At 67.8% G+C, this 18,187-nt stretch carries 17 protein-coding genes; 12 read left to right on the top strand and 5 right to left on the bottom strand.

Going from position 1 to position 18,187, the window contains the following annotated elements; translation table 11 throughout:
• Positions 1-40: 40 nt before the first annotated feature.
• The gene (locus CLV01_RS22465) at positions 41-1,018 is read right to left on the bottom strand and encodes an alpha/beta fold hydrolase (RefSeq protein WP_099733167.1); all 978 of its coding nucleotides are present in this window, start codon (positions 1,016-1,018) and stop codon (positions 41-43) included.
• A 210-nt stretch (positions 1,019-1,228) separates the two neighbouring features.
• Here CLV01_RS22465 and CLV01_RS22460 point away from each other — a divergent pair, with 210 nt between their 5' ends.
• From CLV01_RS22460 to CLV01_RS22445, 4 genes are all read left to right on the top strand, one after another.
• Positions 1,229-2,557, top strand: coding sequence for an ABC transporter substrate-binding protein (locus CLV01_RS22460; protein ID WP_013801562.1), 1,329 nt, complete (start codon positions 1,229-1,231; stop codon positions 2,555-2,557).
• A gap of 77 nt (positions 2,558-2,634) precedes the next feature.
• Positions 2,635-4,374: an ABC transporter permease gene (locus CLV01_RS22455; protein ID WP_034395921.1), complete on the top strand. Its 1,740-nt coding sequence runs from the start codon at positions 2,635-2,637 to the stop codon at positions 4,372-4,374.
• Between the two features lie 6 nt (positions 4,375-4,380).
• On the top strand, positions 4,381-5,472 hold the full coding sequence (locus CLV01_RS22450) for an ABC transporter ATP-binding protein (RefSeq protein ID WP_012206598.1): 1,092 nt from the start codon (positions 4,381-4,383) through the stop codon (positions 5,470-5,472).
• Positions 5,473-5,555: 83 nt separating this feature from the next.
• On the top strand, positions 5,556-6,470 hold the full coding sequence (locus tag CLV01_RS22445; protein ID WP_099733168.1) for a LysR family transcriptional regulator: 915 nt from the start codon (positions 5,556-5,558) through the stop codon (positions 6,468-6,470).
• On the opposite strand, the gene CLV01_RS22440 is transcribed toward CLV01_RS22445, so the two are convergent.
• Positions 6,440-7,090 carry a TetR/AcrR family transcriptional regulator gene (locus tag CLV01_RS22440; protein ID WP_099733169.1) on the bottom strand — a complete coding sequence of 217 codons (651 nt, stop codon included), beginning with the start codon at positions 7,088-7,090 and terminating at the stop codon, positions 6,440-6,442. The two genes, CLV01_RS22445 and CLV01_RS22440, sit on opposite strands and share 31 nt — an antisense overlap.
• Positions 7,091-7,410: 320 nt before the next feature.
• Here CLV01_RS22440 and CLV01_RS22435 point away from each other — a divergent pair, with 320 nt between their 5' ends.
• The 3 genes from CLV01_RS22435 to CLV01_RS22425 all read left to right on the top strand — a co-directional run bounded on the left by CLV01_RS22435 (position 7,411) and on the right by CLV01_RS22425 (position 11,117).
• Positions 7,411-8,835, top strand: coding sequence for an amino acid permease (locus CLV01_RS22435; RefSeq protein WP_099733170.1), 1,425 nt, complete (start codon positions 7,411-7,413; stop codon positions 8,833-8,835).
• Between the two features lie 21 nt (positions 8,836-8,856).
• Positions 8,857-9,951, top strand: a complete 1,095-nt coding sequence (gene hppD / locus CLV01_RS22430; RefSeq protein WP_063325866.1) for a 4-hydroxyphenylpyruvate dioxygenase — start codon at positions 8,857-8,859, stop codon at positions 9,949-9,951.
• A gap of 104 nt (positions 9,952-10,055) precedes the next feature.
• Positions 10,056-11,117 carry an aldo/keto reductase gene (locus CLV01_RS22425; protein ID WP_026062059.1) on the top strand — a complete coding sequence of 354 codons (1,062 nt, stop codon included), beginning with the start codon at positions 10,056-10,058 and terminating at the stop codon, positions 11,115-11,117.
• A gap of 17 nt (positions 11,118-11,134) precedes the next feature.
• On the opposite strand, the gene CLV01_RS22420 is transcribed toward CLV01_RS22425, so the two are convergent.
• Genes CLV01_RS22420 through CLV01_RS22410 form a run of 3 tightly spaced genes read right to left on the bottom strand, consistent with a single transcriptional unit; the run spans position 11,135 to position 12,551 of the window.
• Complete coding sequence (locus CLV01_RS22420) at positions 11,135-11,788, bottom strand: hypothetical protein (RefSeq protein WP_099733171.1); 654 nt, start codon at positions 11,786-11,788, stop codon at positions 11,135-11,137.
• Positions 11,785-12,000, bottom strand: coding sequence for a helix-turn-helix domain-containing protein (locus CLV01_RS22415; RefSeq protein ID WP_013801570.1), 216 nt, complete (start codon positions 11,998-12,000; stop codon positions 11,785-11,787). The genes CLV01_RS22420 and CLV01_RS22415 overlap by 4 nt, the downstream gene beginning before the upstream one ends.
• A 2-nt stretch (positions 12,001-12,002) precedes the next feature.
• A complete protein-coding gene (locus CLV01_RS22410; protein WP_013801571.1) occupies positions 12,003-12,551 on the bottom strand; it encodes a DUF2975 domain-containing protein in 549 nt (182 codons plus the stop codon).
• A 56-nt stretch (positions 12,552-12,607) separates the two neighbouring features.
• On the opposite strand from CLV01_RS22410, the gene ybaK reads away from it, so the two are divergent.
• From ybaK to CLV01_RS22385, 5 genes are all read left to right on the top strand, one after another.
• On the top strand, positions 12,608-13,102 hold the full coding sequence (ybaK, locus tag CLV01_RS22405; RefSeq protein WP_012206589.1) for a Cys-tRNA(Pro) deacylase: 495 nt from the start codon (positions 12,608-12,610) through the stop codon (positions 13,100-13,102).
• 167 nt (positions 13,103-13,269) lie between these two features.
• A complete protein-coding gene (plsY, locus tag CLV01_RS22400) occupies positions 13,270-13,950 on the top strand; it encodes a glycerol-3-phosphate 1-O-acyltransferase PlsY (protein WP_013801572.1) in 681 nt (226 codons plus the stop codon).
• Positions 13,951-14,048: 98 nt separating this feature from the next.
• Positions 14,049-15,581 carry a DUF4178 domain-containing protein gene (locus tag CLV01_RS22395; RefSeq protein WP_099733172.1) on the top strand — a complete coding sequence of 511 codons (1,533 nt, stop codon included), beginning with the start codon at positions 14,049-14,051 and terminating at the stop codon, positions 15,579-15,581.
• 18 nt (positions 15,582-15,599) lie between these two features.
• Positions 15,600-15,818, top strand: a complete 219-nt coding sequence (locus tag CLV01_RS22390) for a DUF350 domain-containing protein (protein WP_013801574.1) — start codon at positions 15,600-15,602, stop codon at positions 15,816-15,818.
• Between the two features lie 188 nt (positions 15,819-16,006).
• The gene (locus CLV01_RS22385; RefSeq protein WP_099733173.1) at positions 16,007-18,160 is read left to right on the top strand and encodes a TonB-dependent receptor; all 2,154 of its coding nucleotides are present in this window, start codon (positions 16,007-16,009) and stop codon (positions 18,158-18,160) included.
• Positions 18,161-18,187: the final 27 nt, after the last annotated feature.

Raw genomic sequence — 18,187 nt, 5'->3', positions numbered from 1 at the left:
AGTAGGTTGCATTTGGCTGCAGCAACGGCGCGCGCAGGCCTCAGGTGCTGAGGAATTGCTCGATCAGCCCGGCCACGGCCGCCGGCTGGTCGTGGTGCAGCATATGGCCCGCGTCCTGGACCACGGCCGTGCGGCAGTCGGCAATCTGCCCGATGCGCTCGTGGTACTCGGCCAGCGTGTAGCGGTCCTTCCACCACATGCCCAGGCTGTCGTCGCTGGCCTCGACGGCCAGTACCGGCGCCGTGATGGCACGGTACAGGGCCAGGATTTCTTCCACGCGGAACAGCTGGGCGCTGATGAGCTTGTGCGCCGTGTCGCCCAGGATTTCCCAGCGGCCCTGCGCATCGGGCGCCGCCCAGTGGTGGGCCAGCCACAGCGCCTTGTCCCCGGGCAGGCGGCGGTTGGTCTTCATCAGCCTGCGCGCCACGTCCTGCACGCTGTCATAGCTCTTGAGCTCCATGCCGCCGCTGCGCAGCTGGCGCAGCTCGTCCATCCACTGCGCGTAGCGTGCGGGTGCCTGATCGGGCCGGGTGGCCGGCATGCCGAAGCCCTCCAGATTGACCAGCCGGCGTATGCGCGCAGGCCGCGCGCCCGCGTACATCATGGACACGTTGCCGCCCATGCTGTGGCCGACCAGGTCCACGGGTGCATCGCCCACCAGGGTGTCCAGCAGATGGTCCAGGTCGCCCAGGTAGTCGGCAAAGTCATGCCGGTCGGCAGGCCAGGCCGGCCGGCTCAGGCCGAAGCCGCGCCAGTCCGGCGCAATGATGCGGCGCCCCGCCATGAAGGCCTCGCCAAAGGCATCGACCACGAACTGGTAGGAGGCCGCCACATCCATCCAGCCGTGCACCAGCACCAGCGGCGCCAGGGCGGGATCTCCATCCACGGGTCCCCACTCGCGCACGTGGTACTCCATGGTGCGCACCGGCACCATGCGCGAGCGCCAGGGGCGTGTGGGAGCGTAGATGGGCGCTTCTTCAGCGGCCGTGGCGGGGAGGGAAGAGGGGGCTTGCAGCATCCCGCCGATTATTCCGGTTTGCTGCTGTGCAGCAGTCAGGGGCGGGACAGCGGTGGCTGGGGATTTCCCCTGTGGCGGCAGACCCGCAGGTAGTAACCCGAGCGCCGCCGCCGCTGATGCACGGCATCAGAAACAATGATTGGCCGGCAGGGCCGGCGCTGCCTACAGTGGGTTGCAGATTGACCGCACAACAACCCGAAGGAGACAGCAATGCAGCAACGCAGATGGCTGACGGCCGCCATGGCCGCAGGATTGTGGGGCGCCGCCATGGCGGCCCAGGCCGGCACGGTGACGGTGCTGACCTCGTTTCCCAAGGAGCTGACCACGGCCTACCAGAAGGCCTTCGAGGCGGCCAATCCGGGGATCAAGATCGAGATCCTGAACAAGAACACCACGGCCGCCGTGGCCTATGTGCGCGAGCTGCCCGAGGGCCAGCGGCCCGACATCATGTGGGCCAGCGCCCCCGATGCCTTCGAGGTGCTGGCGCGCAACAAGCTGCTGACCGCCGCGCCCGAGACGCGCAATCCGGCCGCGCCCGCCAAGATCGGCAACTACCCGCTCAACGACCCGCAGGGCCTGTACTACGGCCAGGCGCTGGCCGGCTACGGAATCATGTGGAACACGCGCTACCTGAAGGCGCACAAGCTGGCGGCGCCCAAGGAGTGGAGCGATCTGACGCGGCCCGAGTACTTCGGCCACATCGCCATCTCCTCGCCCTCGCGCTCAGGCACCACGCAGCTGACGGTGGAGACCATCCTGCAGGGCGAGGGCTGGGACAAGGGCTGGCGCCAGCTGCTGTCCATGATGGGCAATGCCGCCGCCGTGACCGACCGCAGCTTTGCCGTGCCCGATGGCGTGAACAACGGCCAGTACGGCATAGGCATCGTGATCGATTTCTTCGGGCTGGCGGGCAAGTACTCGGGCTTTCCGGTGGACTTCGCCTACCCGGCGATGACGGCCGTGGTGCCGGCCAACATCGCGTTGATCGCGGGCGCCAAGAATGCCGATGAGGCGCGCAAGTTCATGGCCTTCACCATGTCGGTGCCGGGCCAGCAGCTGCTGTTCGACCCCAAGATCAGCCGCCTGCCCATCCTGCCCTACAGCCAGCTCAAGGCGCCGGCCGGCTACCCCGTGCCGCAGGAGGTGGCGCAGCGCGCCAAGGTGCAGTTCGACGCCAACCTGTCCGAGTCGCGCTATGCCGTGGTGATCAGCCTGTTCGACCAGATGGTGACCTTCCGCCTCAAGGAGCTGCAGGCCGCCACGCGCGCCATCCAGGAGGCGCACAAGGCCCTGCAGGCCAAGCCCAATGCGAAGGGGCAGGAGCTGCTGGCGCAGGCGCGCGACATCGCCTACTCGCCGCTGGTGGGCGAAGCCAATGTGAAGGACGAGCAGTTCCTGGAGCTGTTCCGCAAGAGCCGGCGCGACGTGGCCGTGTCCAAGGAGCTGACGGGCCTGGAGCAGATGTGGGCCGACAAGGCGCGTGCCAACTACGAGCGCGCAGGCAAGCTGGCCGCCGAGGCGCGCGGCTTGGCCCGGTAAGTGGCGGGCGCAGGGGCCCGGCACCGGGCGCCTGCATGCACTCCCCTTGACAGTCTCTTTCGCTGCGGAGCATTCGCATGAGCATCGATTCCATGGCGGCGCCCGCCGCCGCCCCCCTTGCTGCGCGCGCACGGCGCATTCCGTCGGGCTGGGGGCCGTGGCTGGCCTTCGCGCTGATCCTGGCCTTTTTGCTGGCCTTTCTCATCGTGCCCGTGGGCATGGTGGTCTACACCGCCTTCGTCAATGAAGGCGGCGGGCTCACGCTGGGGCACTTCGGCAATTTCTTCGGCCAGACCGTCTTCCGCGAGTCGTTCTTCAACAGCCTGGGCGTGTCCCTGGCCAGCGTGTTCTTCGCCAGCCTGATCGCCGTGCCGCTGGCCTACCTGACGGTGCGCTTCGAGTTCCGGGGCGCGCTGCTGATACAGACGCTGGGCGTGCTGCCGCTGATCATGCCGCCCTTCGTGGGGGCGGTGGCGCTGCAGCTGATCTTCGGGCGCAGCGGCTCGGTCAACCTGCTGCTGGACGACTGGTTCGGCTTCACCGTGCCCATCATGGAGGGGCTGACGGGCGTGATCTTCGTGGAGAGCATCCACTACTTCCCGTTCATCTTGCTCAACCTCGTGGCGGCCATGCGCAATATCGACGGGGCCATGGAGGAGTCGGCGCTGAACCTGGGCTCGCGTGGTTTCCGGCTGTTCCGGCGCGTGATCTTTCCGCTGGCCATGCCCGGCTACCTGGCGGGCGCGGCCTTGGTGTTCGTCAAGGTGTTCGACGACCTGGGCACGCCGCTGGTGATGGGCGTGACCAATATGCTGGCGCCCCAGGCCTATCTGCGCATCACCTCGGTGGGGCTCGATGATCCGCTGGGCTATGTGATCAGCGTGATCATGATCGCGTTCTCCATCGTCGCCCTGTGGCTGGCCGCGCGGGTGATGAAGGGCAAGGACTACGCCACCTTGCAAAAGGGCGGCAGCGCGCTGCAAAAGCGCCGGCTGTCGGCCTGGGAGGCGCTGCTGGCCTATGGCTGGATCGCCCTGGTGCTGCTGGTGGTGCTGGCGCCGCACATCGGCATCTTGCTGATGTCGTTCTCCAAGGTCTGGAGCTTCTCGGTGCTGCCCGACAGCTACACGCTGGAGCACTACGCCACGGTGTTCACCGACTCGGGCTACATGATCGGCAACACGCTGCTGTACTGCCTGATGGCGGCGGGCATCGACGTGGTGATCGGCACCGCCATCGCCTACCTGATCCTGCGCACCCGGTTGCCTGCCCGGCAGTGGCTGGACTACCTGGCCTCGGTGGCGCTGGCGATTCCGGGGCTGGTGCTGGCCATCGGCTACCTGCGGCTGTTCAAGGGCGTGAACCTGCCCTTCACCGATACGCCCATCGTCACGACCTGGGTGCTGATCATGCTGGCCTATGCGGTGCGGCGGCTGCCGTATGCGCTGCGCTCGTGCATGGCGGCGCTGCAGCAGGTGCACATCTCGCTGGAGGAGGCCGCGCAAAGCCTGGGCGCGGGTCGCACCAGCGTGATACGGCGCGTGATGGTGCCGCTGATGGCCGGCGGCATCCTGGCCGGCTTCGTCACCAGCTTCATCACGGCGGCGGTGGAGCTGTCGGCCACCATCATGCTGGCCTCGGCCCAGAGCCAGGCGCCCATGAGCTACGGCATCTACCTGTACATGCAAAGCATTTCGGGGCGCGGACCCGGTGCGGCATTGGGCGTGCTAGCCGTGGTCGTGGTCGGCCTGGGCACGTATTTCTCGCACCGCTTCGTGGAGCGCTCGCGCGCCACCGTGCAATCGACTTCGGAGTGAACCGCCATGCACCTGGACCCTGTCTCCCTCGAATGCAGGCACATCAGCCTGAGCTACGGCAGCAACGAAGTGCTGCGCGACGTCAACCTCAAGATCGAGCCCGGCGAGTTCTTCGCGCTGCTGGGGCCTTCGGGCTCGGGCAAGTCCACGCTGCTGCGGCTGATCGCGGGCTTCAACCGGCACCAGCGCGGCGAGCTGCTGGTGGGCGGGCAGGACATCACGGGCGTGCCGCCGCATGCGCGCAACATCGGCATGGTGTTCCAGAACTATGCGCTGTGGCCGCACATGACGGTGTACGACAACGTGGCCTTCGGCCTGGTCGAGCGCCGCGAAAGCCGCGACACCATCCGCCGCAAGGTGGGCGAGGTGCTGGAGCTGGTGGGCCTGTCGCAGTACGCGCAGCGCCGCCCGGGCCAGTTGTCGGGCGGGCAGCAGCAGCGCGTGGCGCTGGCGCGCACCGTGGTGATCGCGCCCAAGCTGCTGCTGCTGGACGAGCCGCTGTCCAACCTCGACAAGCAGCTGCGCGTGCAGATGCGCGAGGAACTGCGCAGCCTGCAGCGCAAGCTGGGCCTGACCACCATCTTCGTCACCCACGACCAGGAAGAGGCCATGACCACGGCCGACCGCATGGCCGTGCTGGACAAGGGAGTGCTGCAGCAGGTGGGCTCGGCGGCGGGGCTGTACGACTATCCGGCCAACCGCTTCGTGGCGGGCTTTGTCGGCACGGCCAATGTGCTGGAGGGCGAGGTGCTGCCGACGATAGGTGAGTCGCTGGTCTTCAAGGTGCCGGGCCTGGGCACGCTGACCCTGCCGCGCCCGGCCCAGCCGCCCGTGCCGGGGCGCGCAGCGCTGGCCTTCCGGCCGCACCAGGTGCAGATTGCGGTGCGCGACGATGCGGGCGATGCCTCGCGCGTCTGGGTGGAAGGGCAGATCGAAAGCGCCGAGTTCCTGGGCGAGTTCTCGCGCTACCGCGTGCGCGTGGGCGAGGTGGCCGTGGTCGCCGACCAGGCGCACTACGCGGGCATTGCCATGTTCCCCATGGGCATGCCGGTGCGCCTGGGCATCGAGCCCACGCAGCTGCGCTACCTCGATGAGTGAACGATGAGACGGCTAGGGATGTTCCCTGACACCCGGGCCTGCCCGGGCCGCAGGCCCTGGCGCCTGCGCTAGGCTGGCCGCCCATGGAGATGTATCAGCTGCGCGCCTACGTCACGGCGGCCACGTTGGGCAGCGTCACGCGCACGGCCGAGGCCCTGCACCTGACGCAGCCCGCCATCACGGCCCAGATCAAGGCGCTGGAAGAAGAGCTGGGCGTGGCGCTGTTCGACCGGCGCCCGGGCCGCATCAGCCTCACGCGGGCCGGCGAGGCCCTGATGGAGCCCGCCCGGCAGGTGCTGGATGCGGCAGGACGCCTGCAGGGCCAGGCCCGCGAGCTGCAGGGCGAGATCACCGGCCAGCTGCTGCTGGGCACGGTGGCCGACCCCGAGGCGCTGCGCCTGGGCTCGCTGCTGCACGGCCTGGTGGAGGCGCTGCCGCTGCTGGACATCAAGACACGCCAGGGCTGGGCCGAGGAGTTGCGCGCGCAGGTCGCGGCCGGCGGCCTGCAGGGCGCGTTCTACATCGGCGCCCACATGCCGCGCGACCTGGGCGCCCTGGTGCTGCAGACACTGCACTACCGCGTGGCGGCGCCGCCCGCGCTGCGCGAGCGCGTCCTGCAATCGGGCTGGAAGGACCTGGCGCAACTGCCCTGGATCGGCGCGCCCGCGCAGCACCATGAGCAGGCCCTGCTGCTGGCGCTGTTCGCTCGCCAGGGGCTGAGCCCCAATCAGATCGTGGAAAGCGATGCCGCCGCCGCGCCCGAGAGCCTGGTGCGCGCCGGCCTGGGCCTGGCGCTGCTGCGCGAAGACCGCGCCCTGGCCGCGGCCGAGCATGGCTCCGTGGCCATCTGGCCGCATGCGCGCGTGTCGGCGCAGCTGGGCTTCATCCACCCGCGCGAGGCCGAGCACGACCCGGCCCTGGTGGCCACGCTGTCGCAGCTGCGCAGGGTCTGGGGGCTGACCGAGGTTCAGGCGGCGGCGGCGCCGCCGCCGGCCTGAGGGGTGCCTGCCTGGACGATGGCCTCGACCAGCGCATCAAGGCTGCCCTGGCGTTCCTGCTCGCCCACCTCGAACAGCTCCAGCACGCCGGTGCCGCGCAGGATGGCGAAGGCCATGGCCGCAAAGCCCTGGGGGCGGGGATGGTGGGCCGCGATCTCGGGGAAGACGTCCAGGAAGCGGGTGTAGAACACGCTGTCCACATGTACCCGGCGCGCGTCCACGCGGTCGAACAGCGAGGGGGAGGCCTTGCAGCCGAAGAACATGCTCCAGGCCGCCTGGTAGTTGGCCGCGCCGAAGATGTTGTCCCAGGCCAGGGTGACGAAGGTCTGTGCACGCTCGCGCAGGGGCAGGGCCTTGTCGGGCCAGACCGTGCCCTGGTCGCTCAGCGGCTCCATGACCTCGATGACCAGCCGCTCCATCAGCGCGTCGCGGCTCTCGAAGTGGTGCTGCAGCGCGCCCAGCGACACATCGGCGCCGCGCGCGATGGCCTGCAGCGTGGCGCTCTTGAAGCCGCCCTCGCGCAGCAGCGCCAGGGCGGAGTCGATGATCTTGCGTTGCGTTGTCTCCACACGCTCGGTCTGCGGCGTGCGTGCGCGCCGCTGCGTGGCGGACGTCGTCATGTTCTGGGCTCCAGAGGGCAAAAAAATAATAGTAGATTGTTTTTGTTTGTTGCGGGCGTTCAACCGTTGCCGGAGTGCGGCATGGCGGGCGGCAATGTGTCGATCGCCTTCGCTACTCCTTCTTCTTGGGCTTGTCCATAGGGATAAATTACAAGAAATAATAATTTATTGTTTTTTATAGTTGATACCCATCAACAAGGGGCGCACAACGCCCCGCATTCCAACAGGCACCCCACGAGGAGACATTGCCGTGAAGACCACCGAAGTGTTCCAACCCCTGCGCCGCCGCGCGCCTTGCTGAGAGCCGGAGCACCCCCTTGATGCACAGTTCTTCTTCGCAGGGCCATCTGGAGCGCAGGCTCAAGAACCGCCATATCCAGCTCATCGCGCTGGGCGGCACCATCGGCACGGGCCTGTTCCTGGGCTCGGCCGGCATCATCGAGCTGGCCGGCCCGTCCGTGCTGCTCGGCTACGCCATTGGCGGGCTGATCATCTTTTTCATCATGCGTTTTCTGGGCGAGATGCTGGTCGAGGAGCCCAACGCGGGCTCGTTCAGCTATTTCGCCAACCGCTACCTGGGCCGCTTCGCGGGCTTTCTGGCGGGCTGGAACTGTGTGGCGCTGTATGTGCTCGTGGGCATGCTGGAGCTGACGGCCGCAGGCAAGTTCATCCAGTTCTGGTGGCCCGGCATACCCACCTGGGTGACGGCGGCGGTGTTCTTCGTGCTGATCAACGGCGTGAACTTCATCAACGTCAAGGCCTATGGCGAGTTCGAGTTCTGGTTCGCGCTGATCAAGATCGCGGCCGTGCTGGCCATGATCGCTGCGGGCGTGTATCTGCTGGCCAACGCCGACCGGCCCGAGCAGACCGTGCGCAACCTGTGGACGCACGGCGGCTTCTTCCCCAACGGCTTCTCAGGCCTGGTGATGGCCTTCGCCTTCATCATGTTCGCCTTCGGCGGCGTGGAGATGCTGGGCTTCGCGGCGGCCGAGACCGACCAGCCGCGCACTGTCATCCCCAAGGCCGTGAACCAGCTCATCTACCGCGTGCTGGTGTTCTACATCGGCTCCATGGCCGTGCTGATGTCGCTGATGCCCTGGACCGACCTGCTGGGCCAGCTCAAGGCCGGCGGCGACACCTACAGCAGCAGCCCCTTCGTGCTGGTGTTCTCGGGCCTGGGCGAGAACACGGCCGCCCATCTGCTGAACTTCGTGATCCTCACGGCCACGCTGTCGGTCTACAACAGCATGGTCTACAGCAACAGCCGCCTGCTGTACGGCATGGCCAGCGAAGGCAATGCGCCGCGCTCGCTGATGCAGGTCAACCGCCGCGGCGTGCCGGTGCGGGCCATCGTCTATCCGGCCATCTTCACGGCGCTGGCCATCGTGCTGAACTATGTGGCGCCGGCCGGCGTGCTCGAGTTGCTGATGTCGCTGATCGTGGCGGCCCTGGTGATCACCTGGACCATCATCATCGTGGCGCACTGGCGCTTTCGCCGGGCGCATGTGGCGCGCAAGACCGTGCTGGGCTTTCCCGCACCGGCTGCGCCGATGACCAACGCCATCTGCCTGGCCGCCATGGCCCTGGTGGTGGGCGTGATGCTGCTGACACCGTCGGTGCGGTCCTCCGCGCTGGCCATTCCGATCTGGGTCCTGGTGGTCTACGGGGCCTATCGCCTCGTGTTCCGCCAACGTCCCACGCCTGTGCTGGAATCCGTACTGGAACCCGCGCACATCCCCCGTTGAAACCTTCAAGGAGAACCAACCATGGCAGACCTGTTCGACAACCCGATGGGCCTGATGGGCTTCGAATTCGTGGAATTCGCGTCGCCCGCGCCCGGCGTGCTGGAGCCGCTGTTCGAGAAGCTGGGCTTCACCCTGGTGGCCAAGCACCGTTCCAAGAACGTGCTGCTGTACCGCCAGGGAGGCATCAACTTCATCATCAACAATGAGCCGGGGCAGGCCGCCTATTTCGCGGCCGAGCATGGCGCCTCGGCCTGCGGCCTGGCCTTCCGCGTCAAGGATGCGCACCAGGCCTACAAGCGTGCGCTGGAGCTGGGCGCGCAGCCGGTGGAGATCCCCACGGGTCCCATGGAGCTGCGCCTGCCGGCCATCAAGGGCATCGGCGGCGCGCCGCTGTACCTGATCGACCGCTTCGACGAAGGCAAGTCCATCTACGACATCGACTTCGAGTTCCTGCCCGGAGTGGACCGCAACCCCAAGGGCCACGGCTTCCATGTGGTGGACCATCTGACGCACAACGTCTACCGCGGCCGCATGACCTACTGGGCGGACTTCTACAGCAAGCTGTTCAATTTCCGCGAGATCCGCTACTTCGACATCTCGGGCGAGTACACCGGCCTGGCCTCCAAGGCCATGACCGCGCCCGACGGCCTGATCCGCATTCCGCTGAACGAGGAATCGCGCCAGGGCGGCGGCCAGATCGAGGAGTTCCTCATGCAGTTCAACGGCGAGGGAATCCAGCACATCGCGCTGCTGACGGACAACCTGCTGGACTCCATCGACCAGCTGCAGATGGCCGGCATTCCGCTGCTGACCGCGCCCAACGACATCTACTACCAGAACCTGGAAGGCCGCCTGCCCGGCCACGGCCAGCCCGTGGGCGAGCTGCAGGCACGCGGCATCCTGCTGGACGGCACAACCGAGGGCGGCCAGCCGCGCCTGCTGCTGCAGATCTTCTCCCAGCCCATGCTGGGCCCCGTGTTCTTCGAGTTCATCGAGCGCAAGGGCAACTACCGCGAGGGCTTCGGCGAAGGCAATTTCAAGGCCCTGTTCGAGTCCATGGAGCGCGACCAGATCAACCGCGGCGTGCTGCAGGCCGAGGCACCGCAGGGCGCCTGATCCCGACGGACGCAGCGCGCCCGCCCGGCCCTGGCCGGGTGGGCGCGCTGCCGTCAGGGTAAACACGGGCGGCCCTACACTCGGTGCCCATGAATTCCCCCTCCATGCAACCGGTGGCGCTCGGTCAAAGCGCATTGCAAGTCAGCCCCATCTGCCTGGGCACCATGACGTTCGGCGAGCAGGTCGGCGAGGCCGAGGCCTTTGCCATCATGGACCGCGCGCTGGAGCGCGGCGTGGACTTCTTCGACACGGCCGAGATGTATGCCGTGCCCGCACGCGCCGAAACCTGCGGCGCCACCGAGACCATCATCGGCCGCTGGTTCGCCCAGCGCCCCGGCGCGCGCGCCAAGGTCGTGCTGGCCACCAAGGTGGCCGGTCCTTCGCGGGGCATGCCCTGGGTGCGCGAGGGCAAGGGCATGACGGCGGCCGACATCGCTGCCTCCTGCGAAGGCAGCCTGCGCCGCCTGGGCACGGACGTGATCGACCTCTACCAGATCCACTGGCCCGAGCGCAATGTGCCGGCTTTCGGCCAGCTGTACTACGACCCGTCCAAGGAAAGCTCGCAGACCGGCATCCACGAGCAGCTCGAGGCGCTGGGCCGCCTGGTCCGTGAAGGCAAGGTGCGCCACATCGGCCTGTCCAACGAAACGCCCTGGGGCGTGCACGAATTCGTGCGCCTGGCCGAGCAGCACGGCCTGCCGCGCGTGGCCTCGGTGCAGAACGCCTATTGCCTGCTCAACCGCAGCTGGGAAAACGGCATGGACGAAAGCTGCCACCGCCTGGGTGTCTCGCTGCTGGCCTATTCGCCGCTGGCCTTCGGCCTGCTCACGGGCAAGTTCGACGTGCATGCGCCCACCGATCCCGCTGCGCCGCAGGCCGCACGCATTGCGCGCTACGAATCGGTGCGCAAGCAGCGCTGGGGCCGGCCCGAAGCCCTGGCCGCCGCGCGCCGCTACAACGCGCTGGCGCGCGAGCACGGCATGACGCCCACGCAGCTGGCGCTGGCGTTTTGCTACACCAAGTGGCAGGTGGCCAGCACCATCATCGGCGTGACCTCGGTGGCCCAGCTCGATGAGGACCTGAACGCCTGGGGCACGCAACTGTCGCCTGAACTGCTGTCGGCCATCGACGCCATCCGCTGGGAAGTGCGCGACCCTGCGCAATAGGCCTAGGCTCCGCGCCTTCAGCGGCTGCACTCGCCCTTGAGCGCAGCGGCCGCCAGCATGGGCAGGCTCAGCAGGCCCATGCCGCCGCCCTTGAACTCGCCCTTCATGCAATCGCCCTGGGCGGCCTCGCGCATGCCGCTGGCCAGCGGGTCCTCGCGCTGCGCATGGATCTGGGGCCTGACCAGGCCCTGCCGGGCCGCCGACTGCACGGCCTCGCGGCCTGCGGCCGAGTCCAGCAGGCGGCCCATGGCCCTGGCGCTGCGCGCGGTGTCCGGGACGGCCTCGGTGTCGACGGGCACAGGCGCTTGCGGCGCGGCGGCTGTTGCGGCCTGCTCCGTGGCCTTTGCAGCCCCTGCGCTTTGCCTTGAAGGCGGTGCGACGGCGGCGGTGTCCGGCCGCCGCGCAGGCTTGGGCCTGGGCGCGGGACTGGGCCTGGGCGCGGGACTGGGCGCGGGCGCCGGTCCGGGCCGGGCAGCCGCTGGAGCAGGAGCAGGAGAGGGGGCCGGCGTCGGCATCGGCGTCTCGACCCAGACCACCTGAAGGCGGTGCGCCTCGGCCTGCCCGGTGCCGGGCCGCGCATTGTCCGGGGCCAGACCCTGCCACAGCAGCGCCCCGTGCAGCAGCAGCGACAGCAGCAGGCCCGCGATCAGCCGCAGCCGTCCGCTGCTCAAGCCTCGGGCCCTGCCACCCATTCCAGCAGGTCACCGGGCTGGCACTGGAGCGCCTCGCAGATGCGCTCCAGCGTGTCGAATCGCACGCCGCGCACCTTGCCGCTCTTGAGCAGGGAAATATTCTGTTCGGTGATGCCGACCATCTCGGCCAGTTCGCGCGAACGCATCTTGCGGCGCGCCAGCATCACATCGAGGTGGACGATGATGGGCATGCTCAGACGAATCCCGCGTTCTCGTCGGCGATGCGCCGCGCCTGCAGCATCACATGGGCGATGGAGACCAGCACCACGCCGAGCAGAACCAGCAGGCCATCGTGCCAGTACAGGCCCAGCGTGACGAAGCGCTGCCCTGGCGGATTGCCCATGCTGGCCGCCACCGACATCAGCGCGCGCGTGAAGGGCAGGGCCAGCGCGCCCGCCAGCACCGTCCAGGCAAAGCGCATCAGGGCGTGCTGCGCCTGCTGGCCGAAGACACGGCCCTGCAGATACTCGCCGAACAGTGTCCACAACTGGCGCAGCGCATACAGGCCGCAGCCCACGGGCAGCAGGCTGACCAGTGCGGTGCGCCAGCGCGCAGCCATGTCCAGCGGCTGGCCGGGCGGCATGCCCAGCAGGCCTTCCGCCTGGCCCGAAAGATCTTGCGGCGACAGCAGGGCGGCTGCCGGCAGGGCCAGCAGCGCGACGGCACCGAGCGCAATCAGGATGCGCGCCGCCTGGGAGTGGCGCCTCAGGGCGTTGCCCGCGGCGTGGGGCGTATAGTTCATGGCACAGCCTTGTATTGATGAATCGATAAAAATTATTGTAAAACGATAAAAAATTCATGTCCAAGAAAAACTCTCATGTCAGCGAGACACCGGCCACGCAGCTGCTGCGCGCCCACAAGGTGGAGTTCACCGAGCACCCCTATGAGTACCTGGAACACGGCGGCACCGAGCACAGCGCGGCCAGCCTGGGCCTGGACGAGCACATGGTGGTCAAGACCCTGGTGATGCAGGACCAGGACGCCAGGCCGCTGATCGTGCTCATGCACGGCGACTGCAAGGTCTCCACCAAGAACCTGGCACGGCAGATCGGCGCCAAGAGCGTGGAGCCCTGCAAGCCCGAAGTCGCCAACCGCCACAGCGGCTACCTGGTCGGCGGCACCTCGCCCTTCGGCACGCGCCGCGACATGCCGGTCTATATCGAAGAGAGCATCCTGGCGCTGCCGCGCATCGCCATCAACGGCGGGCGCCGGGGCTTTCTGGTGCAGCTGGACCCGCAGGTCTGCGTGCAGCTGCTGGATGCACGGCCCGTGCACTGCGCGCTGGCAGAATAGATGCCCTGAAGAAATGAACATGACTTGCGCACACGGGAAGGCGGCCACCGCCTCCATCGGGTCGCGCAGGTCCTGATGAAAAACATGTGTCGGCGATCAGGGAGGGCGGGCCATCATGGCCGGCCGGATCGCGCGCCGGCGCTCCACAGACCGGCCAAGGACTTCAATTGAACGCGCTCTACCCCCTTCTCGCCACCGTGGCGGCCTACCTGATCGGCTCGCTGTCGTTCGCCGTCATCGTCAGCCGGGCCATGGGCCTGAATGATCCGCGCACCTATGGCAGCGGCAACCCCGGCGCCACCAATGTGCTGCGTTCCGGCAGCAAGGCGGCCGCAGCCGTGACCCTGCTGCTGGACGCCGCCAAGGGCTGGCTGCCCGTGGCCCTGGTGCAATGGTTCGGCAGCCGCTTCGGCCTGGGCGACGGCACGGTGGCCATGGTGGCGCTGGCCGCCTTCCTGGGCCACCTGTACCCGGTGTTCTTCCGCTTCAAGGGCGGCAAGGGCGTGGCCACGGCCCTGGGCGTGCTGCTGGGCATCAGCGTCTGGCTGGGCCTGGCGGTGGCGCTGACCTGGCTGATCATTGCCGTGTTCTTCCGCTATTCCTCGCTGGCGGCCCTGGTGGCCTCCGTGTTCGCCCCCGTCTACTACCTGCTGTGCAGTGGCGTGGTCTGGTATGCCGAGACGCCGATTGCCGCCGCCATCGTCGCCATGGCGGCCCTGCTGATCTGGCGCCACCGCGAGAACATCCAGCGCCTGATGGCCGGCAAGGAATCCAGGCTGGGCAGCAAGAAGGCCGACCCGGCAGCCGCCGCGGCCAAGCCCGGCACGGCCAAAGGCAAGCCGCATTGACCGCCGCCACCGCGCTGCGCTCCACGGGCGCAGCTTGCGTGAATGGCGTGGCCGGCCAGCCGCGCTCCAGGCCCTCTCACCACTGACGACCTTCCCACATGGCATCGAGTCCATCGCAGCGCGTCTATCGCGCACCTTGCCCCGGCTGCGGCGCGCCCGTGGAATTTTCCAGCGCCCAGGCCAGCTACGCCGTCTGCGAGTTCTGCCGCAGCACCGTGGTGCGCCAGGGCGATGTGCTGCAGCGCCGCGGCTCCATGGCCGAGGTCTTCGAGGACTACAGCCCCCTGCGCATCGGCGCCACGGGCCAGATGCTGCGCAACGGCAAGCCCGAGCACTTCACCCTGGTCGGGCGGCTGCAGCTCAAGAGCGAGGCGGGCGCCTGGAGCGAATGGGTGGCCGCGTTCAGCGATGGTGCGCTGGGCTTTCTGAGCGAGGACAACGGCCAGTTCGTCTGGTCCTGGCCCTGGGAGGCCGAGGCCCTGCGCAACGGGCCGTTCAAGGCCTCCGACTGGCTGCTGGGCTCGCACCGCGTGCTGGGCGGCAAGAGCTTCACGGTCAGCAGCGTGCAGAACGCGCGGCTGGTATCTGCCCAGGGCGAACTGGCGCAGCTGCCCGAGCCCGGCACGCCGTACCGGCTGGTGGAGCTGCGCAGCGAGCAGGGCCAGGTCCTGTCCGTGGACTTCTCGTCCCAGCCGCCTGCGCTGAGCCTGGGCGAACGCGTGGTGCTGGACGACCTCAGGCTGCAGGGCCTGCGCGACGGCGCCTCGCTCAAGGGCGAGCAGGGCAGGCACTTCAACTGCCCCAAGTGCGGCGCCGTGGTGCCTGTGCGCTTTTCCACCACCAAGAGCCTGAGCTGCCCCAGTTGCGGATCGCTGGTGGACCTGAGCCAGGGCATTGGCAAGGAACTGTCCTATGCCGAACAGAACGAGCCCGTGCGCCCCGCCATCCCCCTGGGCAGCAAGGGCGCATTGGAAGGCCTGCAGTGGCAGGTGGTGGGCTTTCAGCACCGCATGGGCGAGGAGGCCGGCGACGACGAGAGCTTTGGCTGGGAGGAATACCTGCTGTTCAGCCAGAAGGCCGGCTTCGCCTTCCTGGTCGATTCCTCCGATGGCTGGAGCATGGCCCGCGTGACCACGGGCGTGCCCAAGCTCTCCAAGAACCGCAGCACGGCCAAGTACATGGGCCGGCAGTACCAGCTTGAATCGCGCTACACGGCCGAGACCACCTATGCGCTGGGCGAGTTCTACTGGCCCGTGCAGCGCGGCCAGACCACGCGCAATGTGGACTATGTGAGCGCAGGCGCGCAGAACAAGGCCTTTCTGGCCAGCGAGACCGAGAACGGCGAGACCACCTGGTCGCATGGCAGCGCCGTCTCGGCCACCACGCTGGCCACGGCCTTCGGCCTCAAGCAGCTGCGGGACCGCTCGCAGGTCGGCGTGATGTCGGGCAGCCGCTTCGGCCTGTGGACCATCGTCATCGGCGTGGTCATCCTGTGGCTGGTGTTCGTCATGCTGCGCGGCTGCATGTCGCGCCCGAACTGCAACCCGAACACCGATCCCAACTGCAACAGCTACACCCGCAGCAGCGGCGGCTCCTGGGGTGGCTACACCTCGGGCGGCAGCCACAAGTAAACAACGGAGAAACTGATCATGAACTTCGACTGGTTCAACCCCGCCGCCTTCTTCGGCTCGATCCTCTATGCGCTGGTGGGCGTGGTGGTGTTCTGGCTGTGCTTCATCATCATCGACAAGATCACGCCCGTGGACATGTGGGCCGAGATCGTCGAGAAGCACAACAAGGCGCTGGCCATGGTGGTGGCCGCCATGTGCCTGGGCATCAGCATCATCGTCGCTGCCGCCATCCACTGAACGGGGCCGCCTGGCCCCCCGCACTCCCCATCTCCCGCCGACACGCAGCCCGCCTGAAAAGGTGCGGCTGCGCTGCGCATGGCGGCGTTGTTGCGTGGCAACAAATTCCTTGTTGATAGTGAGTTTGCAAATGATATTCGTTTGCATTCTAAATAGAATCGCCCCCTTCATTCGAAGAGAGGGTTTCCATGACAGACCATCAAGCCGCCCGCAGGGCAAGGCTTTCAGCGGGTGTGACCGCTGGCATCATCACCACCGCGCTGGCGGGCGCGGTCCATGCCCAGGAGGCCGCTCCAGCCGTTCCAACCGATCCGGCCCAGGCACAGACGCAGACGCGGCCTCAACAGGCCCACACCCTGCCCACGCTGCAGGTCAACGCCTCCCAGTACGACCCTGACGACGTGCGCCCTGAAGGCGTGACCACGGCGACCAAGACCTATCTGGCGCCCAAGGACATCCCGCAGACCATCGATACGCTGGAGGTCAACAAGTACAAGAGCTACGGCATCAACGACCTGGCCACCATGCTGGACGGCGTGCCGGGCGTGAACACCAGCTACGACATGCGTGGCGAGGGCGTGTACATCCGCGGCTTCAAGGCCGACGAGAGCGACATCTACCGCGACGGCGTGCGCGAAAGCGGCCAGGTGCGCCGCAGCACGGCCAATGTGGAGCGCATCGAGATCCTCAAGGGCCCGGCCTCGGTGCTCTACGGCCGCAGCGCGGGCGGCGGCGTGGTCAACATGGTGAGCAAGCAGGCGCGCTTCGACGCCAAGAGCAGCATCACGCTGCGCGGCGGCTCCTGGGACAACGTGGGCGGCACCATCGACATCAACCGCGTGCTCAACGAGAACGTGGCCGTGCGCCTGACGGCCGACCGCGAGCAGGCCCACAGCTTCCGCGAAGGCATACGCAACCGCAACGAGATGGTCTCGCCCAGCATCCTGGTGGACACCCGCACGGGATGGCGCTGGACCGGCCAGTACACCTATGACAACGTCTGGCGCGTGCCCGATCGCGGCCCGGTCTATGACCAGTTGCCAGCCGGCGTTTCCATCCGCAAGGGCTTCGCGGCGCCGGGCGACTACGTGGAAGATCGCCTGCGCGTGCTGCGCTCCGACCTGTCCTACGACTTCAACAACCGCTGGAGTCTGCGCTGGGTGGCCAGCAAGCGCGAGGCCAGCCAGGACTTCGACCACTATTTCGCCGGTACCTACCGCGCCGCGACCGGCAAGATCACGCCCAACTACGCTTGGCAGCAGACCCGCAACACCACGCTGTCCAACACGCTGGACCTGACGGGCAAGTTCAGCACGGGCAGCATCAAGCACGACCTGCTGGTGGGCCTGGAGGCCAGTGAGGAAGAGCGCGCGCCGCGCGTCGGCCAGCCCGGCAGCACCTTCTCCTACGATCCGTTCCAGCCCATCGTCTGGCCCAGCCGTCCGGTGCAGGGCAATCCGACCCAGGACAACTATCACAAGGGCAAGGGCCAGGCGCTGTACATGCAGGACCTGGTCAGCCTGACCGAGCAGTGGAAGTTGCTGCTGGGCCTGCGCTACGACAGCTACGACTTCCAGAGCACCAACAAGATCGCCAACCTCACGCGCAAGACCGACGGCAACGGCTTCAGCCCGCGCGTGGGCGTGGTGTGGCAGCCGGTGCGTGAGCACAGCTTCTATGCGTCCTGGAACAAGAGCTACTCGCCCTATGGCGGGCGCGGCATCCTGACCGTGGAAACCGCCGTGGGCGCGGTGCCGGACGACGAGCCCCAGTACTCGCGCCAGTCCGAGGTCGGCGTCAAGAGCGACTGGCTGGGCGGCGCGCTGTCCACCCAGGTCTCCGTCTACCAGCTGGAGAAGTACAACATCCGCTACCGCCCCGATCCCGAGAACGATCCCTACACCTGGGCCATCCGGGGCAAGGACCGTTCGCGCGGCATCGAGTTCAGCGCGGCCGGCCGCGTGGCCAGTTCCTGGTATGTGCGCGGCGGCGTGGCCTTCATGGAGGCCAAGGTGGCTGAAGACGCGCAAAACCCCGCCAACGTGGGCCTGTACCTGCGTGACACGGCCAAGCGCAACGGCAACCTGTTCCTGCGCTATGCGCCCAAGGGACCCTGGTACGGCGAAGTCGGCGTGACCTACACGGGCAGCCGCTTCACCAACGCCGCCAACACGGCCATCCTGCCCGGCTACTCGCGCTGGGATGCGCTGGTGGGCTGGCGCCAGGACGCCTGGACCGTGACCGTGGCGCTGTCCAACCTGTTCGACAAGCAGTACTGGCGCTCCAGCTCCATGCCAGGCGCACCGCGCAGCGTTCTGGTCAGCGCCAACTACCAGTTCTGACGGCGGCGCCCGAGGCGCTGCGCTCCT

The organism is Delftia sp. 60, assembly GCF_002754395.1.
In the GTDB taxonomy this organism is placed as follows: Bacteria; Pseudomonadota; Gammaproteobacteria; order Burkholderiales; family Burkholderiaceae_C; genus Comamonas; species Comamonas acidovorans.
This window is presented reverse-complemented; position numbering and strand designations above follow the sequence as displayed.

What these genes read in the sequence shown, in the direction of transcription:
- CLV01_RS22410 (WP_013801571.1), bottom strand. Translation starts at nt 12,551, where the DNA reads ATGAACTATACGCCCCACGCCGCGGGCAACGCCCTGAGGCGCCACTCC.
- CLV01_RS22455 (WP_034395921.1), top strand. Translation starts at nt 2,635, where the DNA reads ATGAGCATCGATTCCATGGCGGCGCCCGCCGCCGCCCCCCTTGCTGCG.
- CLV01_RS22440 (WP_099733169.1), bottom strand. Translation starts at nt 7,090, where the DNA reads ATGACGACGTCCGCCACGCAGCGGCGCGCACGCACGCCGCAGACCGAG.
- CLV01_RS22460 (WP_013801562.1), top strand. Translation starts at nt 1,229, where the DNA reads ATGCAGCAACGCAGATGGCTGACGGCCGCCATGGCCGCAGGATTGTGG.
- CLV01_RS22465 (WP_099733167.1), bottom strand. Translation starts at nt 1,018, where the DNA reads ATGCTGCAAGCCCCCTCTTCCCTCCCCGCCACGGCCGCTGAAGAAGCG.
- CLV01_RS22415 (WP_013801570.1), bottom strand. Translation starts at nt 12,000, where the DNA reads ATGCCCATCATCGTCCACCTCGATGTGATGCTGGCGCGCCGCAAGATG.
- CLV01_RS22450 (WP_012206598.1), top strand. Translation starts at nt 4,381, where the DNA reads ATGCACCTGGACCCTGTCTCCCTCGAATGCAGGCACATCAGCCTGAGC.
- CLV01_RS22435 (WP_099733170.1), top strand. Translation starts at nt 7,411, where the DNA reads ATGCACAGTTCTTCTTCGCAGGGCCATCTGGAGCGCAGGCTCAAGAAC.
- CLV01_RS22385 (WP_099733173.1), top strand. Translation starts at nt 16,007, where the DNA reads ATGACAGACCATCAAGCCGCCCGCAGGGCAAGGCTTTCAGCGGGTGTG.
- CLV01_RS22390 (WP_013801574.1), top strand. Translation starts at nt 15,600, where the DNA reads ATGAACTTCGACTGGTTCAACCCCGCCGCCTTCTTCGGCTCGATCCTC.
- CLV01_RS22445 (WP_099733168.1), top strand. Translation starts at nt 5,556, where the DNA reads ATGGAGATGTATCAGCTGCGCGCCTACGTCACGGCGGCCACGTTGGGC.
- ybaK (WP_012206589.1), top strand. Translation starts at nt 12,608, where the DNA reads ATGTCCAAGAAAAACTCTCATGTCAGCGAGACACCGGCCACGCAGCTG.
- hppD (WP_063325866.1), top strand. Translation starts at nt 8,857, where the DNA reads ATGGCAGACCTGTTCGACAACCCGATGGGCCTGATGGGCTTCGAATTC.
- CLV01_RS22395 (WP_099733172.1), top strand. Translation starts at nt 14,049, where the DNA reads ATGGCATCGAGTCCATCGCAGCGCGTCTATCGCGCACCTTGCCCCGGC.
- CLV01_RS22425 (WP_026062059.1), top strand. Translation starts at nt 10,056, where the DNA reads ATGCAACCGGTGGCGCTCGGTCAAAGCGCATTGCAAGTCAGCCCCATC.